This is a genomic window from Pseudomonas sp. S4_EA_1b (genome assembly GCF_016307435.1).
GTDB classification, from domain to species: Bacteria; Pseudomonadota; Gammaproteobacteria; order Pseudomonadales; family Pseudomonadaceae; genus Aquipseudomonas; species Aquipseudomonas rhodesiae.
The window spans coordinates 1-5,642 of record NZ_JAEILC010000149.1 but is presented as its reverse complement, the minus strand read 5'-3'; the positions used below and the strand labels follow the sequence as shown (position 1 = coordinate 5,642).

Annotated in this window: 7 protein-coding genes; 2 read left to right on the top strand and 5 right to left on the bottom strand. The window is 60.6% G+C overall.

The window, feature by feature from the left end:
• Window positions 1-40: 40 nt before the first annotated feature.
• The 5 genes from YA0848_RS33185 to YA0848_RS33165 are packed head-to-tail and all read right to left on the bottom strand — an operon-like array spanning window position 41 to window position 1,802.
• Entirely contained in the window at window positions 41-412 is a 372-nt protein-coding gene (locus tag YA0848_RS33185; protein WP_023294894.1) for a hypothetical protein, read from the bottom strand.
• A complete protein-coding gene (locus YA0848_RS33180) occupies window positions 409-735 on the bottom strand; it encodes a hypothetical protein (protein WP_000091614.1) in 327 nt (108 codons plus the stop codon). The genes YA0848_RS33185 and YA0848_RS33180 overlap by 4 nt, the downstream gene beginning before the upstream one ends.
• 23 nt (window positions 736-758) lie before the next feature.
• Window positions 759-1,094, bottom strand: a complete 336-nt coding sequence (locus YA0848_RS33175) for a hypothetical protein (protein ID WP_000741275.1) — start codon at window positions 1,092-1,094, stop codon at window positions 759-761.
• Between the two features lie 14 nt (window positions 1,095-1,108).
• Window positions 1,109-1,444, bottom strand: a complete 336-nt coding sequence (locus tag YA0848_RS33170) for a helix-turn-helix domain-containing protein (RefSeq protein ID WP_001172026.1) — start codon at window positions 1,442-1,444, stop codon at window positions 1,109-1,111.
• Window positions 1,425-1,802, bottom strand: a complete 378-nt coding sequence (locus YA0848_RS33165; protein WP_003151133.1) for a type II toxin-antitoxin system RelE/ParE family toxin — start codon at window positions 1,800-1,802, stop codon at window positions 1,425-1,427. The genes YA0848_RS33170 and YA0848_RS33165 overlap by 20 nt, the downstream gene beginning before the upstream one ends.
• Before the next feature lie 191 nt (window positions 1,803-1,993).
• Between YA0848_RS33165 and YA0848_RS33160 the strand changes: the two genes are divergently transcribed.
• Window positions 1,994-2,596: a recombinase family protein gene (locus YA0848_RS33160; protein WP_010465829.1), complete on the top strand. Its 603-nt coding sequence runs from the start codon at window positions 1,994-1,996 to the stop codon at window positions 2,594-2,596.
• Window positions 2,580-5,609, top strand: a complete 3,030-nt coding sequence (locus YA0848_RS33155; RefSeq protein WP_010799689.1) for a Tn3 family transposase — start codon at window positions 2,580-2,582, stop codon at window positions 5,607-5,609. Before YA0848_RS33160 ends, YA0848_RS33155 begins: the two co-directional genes overlap by 17 nt.
• Window positions 5,610-5,642 lie beyond the last annotated feature (33 nt).

Here is a 5,642-nt window from a genome sequence, read left to right as displayed (position 1 = left end):
GGGGTTGTAAGCCGGAAACCCAGAAATTTCCGTCAGCCGATCAACATGGCTTGTCTCGCGCTTGGTCGATGAGTTCCTGCATCGCCCGCATGACTTCTTCGTGGGTGTACGACTTGGCGTTGGGGTCGTCGGCCTCTCGGAGAGCTTCCTCGACCTCGCGGGTCATCCGCGCATATTCTTCCGGCCACAGCGCTTGCTCCATGCGCAGCGACGCCTGCCCAAGCAGGTGCAGCAGGCCGAACAGCCGCATGTCATTGGTGGCGACGACGTGCTCTCGAATCCGCTCCTGGATCACCTCGCAGGCCCGATGCGCCTCTGGCGTCGCCGTGCCCTCGTAGCCGGCTGGGAGTTCTGCTTCTTCAGCGATTCGCGCCCAAGCGATAGCCAGCGCCTCGATGGTGGACAGGTTCATTTGCTCATCCACTTGCGCAGCAGACGCTTTTTCAGGGAGGCGCGCTCTTGCGGATTGCGTCCCTTGTGGTTGGCAATGCGATCCGCCGTGGCGGCCTGGCGCTTGATGGGCCAGTAGGAGCGGCCATCCTTACCCATCGACCAGACGTTGCTGACCTGGTTTTCCAGTAGAGGCAGATGGGCGCATAGAGCTTCCGGCGACGCGCTGGCCAGCGCGGTGCGCTCGTGAGTTCGCCAGCGCTGATGCCAGAGTTTCTTGTCCTCGCGCTCGCTACGGCAGGTCGTGTGCCCAACGATGGGCGTTTTGCGGCGGCTGCGGCTCATGATGTGGTTGTCTCCAAGAACATTCAGGACAGGCTTTCTGGGTAGAGCGCCGTCAACCGGGACAGGGTTTCTTGCACTTGTTCCAGCGAGGTCATCAGATGATCAACCTGATCCTGAAGATCCACGGCGAGATCAAATAGCTCAGCCACTCGGCTGCGTGATCCCTCGTTGAACGCGGCCATTGCCAGTTGATGCAGCTTCAACAGGTCGGTGCGCAGTTGCGGAGGTGCGCCGTCTGCGCTGTCATTCAAATCGCCGCGCAGCACGTCCACGGCATCGACTGCACGCAGCAGTGCCGTGGTATCGAAATTCTCGGGAGTCAGTTCGTCCCATTCGTCGTCGGTGATGCGGGCTGCCATCAGGAGGGCTCCGATTAAGCGGTTGCGAGCGTTAGATGCCCGATCGGCTCGGCTGCTGGCCGTACCTTGATTTCGATGTCGTAGCCGAGGCGATTCAGACAATCCATCAGCTTGCGTTCGGATAGATTGGTGAAGTCGCCGCGCATCATGCCCGACACCTTCGGTTGCGGGATGCCCATGCGTTTGGCCGCCGCTTGTTGAGTCAGCCCAAGGGCGCGCATGGCCCTCCTGATCTCGACCACCAGGCCGGTCTTGATCTTGAGCTTTTCAGCGTCAGGCAGTCCAAGGTCGGCAAAGACGTTGCCCGAGCTGCGCTGAACCTCGACGCCTTCAATGATTCGTTTTTGCATTTCGTAGCTCCTGTGCCAATACCTCGGCCACCTTCAGCCGAGCGCGGATGATGTCCATGTCGGCCTTTGGCGTGGCGATTCCGCTCTTGCTCTTCTTCTGGAAGCAGTGCAGGACGAACACCGCTTCCGCAAACTTGACCGTGTATACCGCTCGATAGGTGCCGCCGGCATCGTCTTCGACGACCTCCAGCACGCCGGCACCACCGAACCCCTTGAGCACCTTTGCTGCGTCATCCTGATCGCCTATCTGCGCCAACGAGAGCGCGTAACCGAAACGGCGACGCACGTCGGACGGCAACGCCATCAAATCCTTGTGGCTGCTCGCGATCCATTCGAGCGGTTTTTCTTTGTTTGTCATGACGGAATTTTATACCTGTTCAGGTAATGATGTAAACGCGGCAACCTCAAGGAGGTGTCGTAAAACATTTGTTTTGCGACAGGCTGTCAGCCGCCGCTGTGCTACCTGTGCAACACCCCCTCAAAAATGTACGGAAAACTCTATCGCTATTCACTATTATGCGGAAACCTGTTTTTGATGGTTATCCGCCTATGTTGGTTGGCTACATGCGCGTGTCGTCGGACTCCGACCGCCAGAGCACGGACTTGCAGCGCGACGCGCTGCTCGCCGCCGGCGTCGATCCGCGTCACCTGTTTGAGGATCGTGCCTCTGGCGCGAAGGATGACCGTGCCGGCTTGGCGCGGGCGCTTGAGTTCGTTCGAGCCGGCGATGTGCTGGTGGTGTGGAAACTCGACCGGCTCGGTCGCTCGCTGTCGCACCTGCTCGCCATTGTGACTTCGCTCAAGGACAAGCGGGTGGCGTTCCGCTCGCTGACAGAGAACCTGGACACTACGACGCCCTCGGGCGAATTCCTGTTCCAGGTGTTCGGTGCGCTCGCGCAGTACGAGCGCGCCTTGATTCAGGAGCGCGTCGTCGCGGGCTTGGCCGCCGCACGCAAACGCGGCCGGATCGGCGGCCGGCCGCAGGCGATCACTGGTGAGAAGCTGGACGCCATCGTCGCCGCGCTCGATGGCGGCATGTCTAAGGCGGCGGTGTGCCGCAACTTCAATGTCAAGCGCACTACGTTGATCGAAACATTGACGCGAGCAGGTTGGCGTGGTGCGGGAAGGACGGTCGATGAGCAACAAGAATAAGCTACTCACCGTCTTTTCTGACGCAGAGCAGGAAGCCTTGTACGGCCTACCGGACTTCGACGATGCTCAGCGGCTGGAATACCTGGCGTTGACCGAATCTGAACTGGCGTTCGCCAGCAGCCGGCCTAGCCTGCAGGCCCAAGTCTATTGCGTCTTGCAGATCGGCTACTTCAAGGCCAAGCATGCTTTCTTCCGCTTCGATTGGCATGAGGTCGAGGACGATTGCGCCTTCGTGCTGAGTCGCTATTTCCACGGCGAAGCGTTCGAACGCAAGGCGATCACCAAGCATGAGCACTACAGCCAGAGGGGTCAGATCGCCGAACTGTTCGGCTACCGGTCGTGGGCGGCTAGCTTCCTGCCGCAACTGGCACAGCAGGCTGAACAGATCGTGCGGCGCGACGTAATGCCAGGATTCGTGGCCGCCGAACTGATCGTTTGGCTCAGCGAGCACAAAATCATCCGGCCCGGCCACACCACCTTACAAGAGCTGGTCAGTGAAGCCCTGTCCACCGAACGCAGGCGCTTGGGCGGCTTGCTGGCAGAAGTGTTGGACGAATCGGCCAAAGCTGCGCTGGGCCAGCTCCTGGTGCGTGACGACACCCTGTCTCAACTGGCAGCGCTCAAGCAGGACGCTAAAGATTTCGGCTGGCGTCAGATGGCAGGGGAGCGCGAGAAGCGCGCCACGCTGAAGTCCTTGCACGGGATCGCCAAGGCGCTGCTGCCCAAGCTCGGCATCTCGCAGCAGAACCTGCTGTACTACGCGAGCCTGGCGAACTTCTATACCGTCCATGACCTGCGCCACCTGAAGGCGGAGCAGACCCGGCTCTACCTGCTGTGCTATGCCTGGGTACGTTACCGGCAGCTCACCGACAACCTGGTCGACGCGATGGCCTTCCACATGAAAAAACTTGAGGACGAGAGCCGCACGGGTGCGAAACAGTCCTTTGTCGCCGAACAGCTGCGACGCCATCAGGAAACGCCGCAGGTTGGCCGCCTGCTGTCGCTGTACGTGGACGACAGCGTGGCCGATCCGACGCCGTTCGGCGAGGTGCGCCAACGCGCCTACAAAATCATGTCCAGGGAATTGCTGCAAAACACGGCGCAGCGCATGAGCGTCAAGCCACTGAACAAACTGGCGCTGCACTGGCAGGCGGTGGACGGCCTGGCCGAACGCATTCGACGCCATCTACGGCCGCTGTACGTCGCGCTCGACTTCGCCGGCACGGCCCCCGATAACCCATGGCTCGCGGCGCTGACTTGGGCCAAGAGCGTGTTCGCCAAGCAGCAGCGCCTATCACAACGGCCACTCGACGAATGTCCGGCGGCAACGCTGCCGAAACGCTTGCGTCCGTACCTGCTGATGTTCGATGCCGAAGGCACGCCGACAGGCCTGCATGCCGATCGTTACGAATTCTGGCTTTACCGTCAGGTCAGGAAACGCTTCCAGGCGGGCGAGCTCTACATTGACGACAGCTTGCAGCACCGGCATTTGTCCGACGAGTTGGTTTCGATGGACGAGAAAGCCGCCGTGCTCGCGCAGATGGACATCCCCTTCCTGCGGCAGCCGGTCAGTGCCCAGCTCGATGCACTGGCGGCCGAGTTGCGTGCGCAATGGGTGGCGTTCAATCGCGAGCTGAAACAGGGCAAGCTGACGCACCTGGAATACGACAAGGACACGCAGAGACTGACCTGGCGCAAGCCCAAGGGGGAGAACCAGAAGGCGCGCGAGCAAGCTCTCTACGAGCAACTGCCATACTGCGATGTCGCCGACGTGTTTCGCTTCGTCAACGGCCAGTGCCAGTTCCTGTCGGCGCTGACACCATTGCAGCCACGCTATGCGAAGAAGGTAGCCGACGCCGACAGTCTGATGGCGGTGATCATTGCCCAAGCCATGAACCACGGCAACCAGGTTATGGCACGTACCAGCGACATCCCGTACCACGTCCTGGAGAGTACCTACCAGCAGTACCTGCGCCAGGCGACGCTACATGTGGCCAACGATTGCATCAGCAACGCCATCGCCGCACTGCCGATCTTCCCGCATTACTCGTTCGACCTCGATTCGTTGTACGGTGCCGTTGATGGGCAGAAATTCGGCGTCGAGCGACCAACTGTGAAGGCGCGCTACTCGCGCAAATATTTCGGCCGCGGCAAGGGCGTCGTCGCCTACACGCTGCTGTGCAATCACGTGCCGTTGAACGGCTACCTGATAGGCGCACACGAGTACGAGGCTCACCACGTGTTCGACATCTGGTACCGCAACACGTCGGACATCGTGCCGAGCGCGATCACCGGCGACATGCACAGCATCAACAAGGCCAACTTCGCCATCCTGCACTGGTTCGGACTTCGTTTCGAGCCGCGCTTCACCGACCTCGACGACCAGTTGCAGGAGCTGTATTGCGCCGATGATCTGGCATTGTACGAGAAATGCCTGATCCGGCCGGCTGGCCAGATCGACCGGCAACTCATCGTCGGTGAGAAGGCGAACATCGACCGAATCGTCGCCACACTGGGCCTGAAGGAAATGACGCAGGGCACGCTGATCCGCAAGCTGTGCACCTATACGGCGCCGAACCCGACGCGGCGCGCAATCTTCGAGTTCGACAAGCTCATCCGCAGTATCTACACACTGCGCTACCTGCGCGACCCGCAACTGGAGCGTAATGTTCACCGCTCGCAGAACCGCATTGAGTCCTATCACCAGCTACGCTCGACCATCGCCCAAGTCGGTGGGAAGAAGGAATTGACCGGCCGCACCGACATCGAAATCGAGATCAGCAACCAGTGCGCCAGGCTGATCGGCAACGCGATCATCTTCTACAACTCGGCGATCCTGTCCCTGCTGCTGACGAAGTACGAGGCAGCTGGCAATGCCAAGGCGCTGGCGTTGATCACGCAGATGTCGCCAGCGGCCTGGCGGCACATCCTGCTGAACGGGCATTACACCTTCCAGACTGACGGCAAGTTCATCGACCTGGATGCGCTCGTGGCGGGACTGGAGCTGGGCTGACGGAAATTTCTGGGATTCCGGCGTACAACCCCA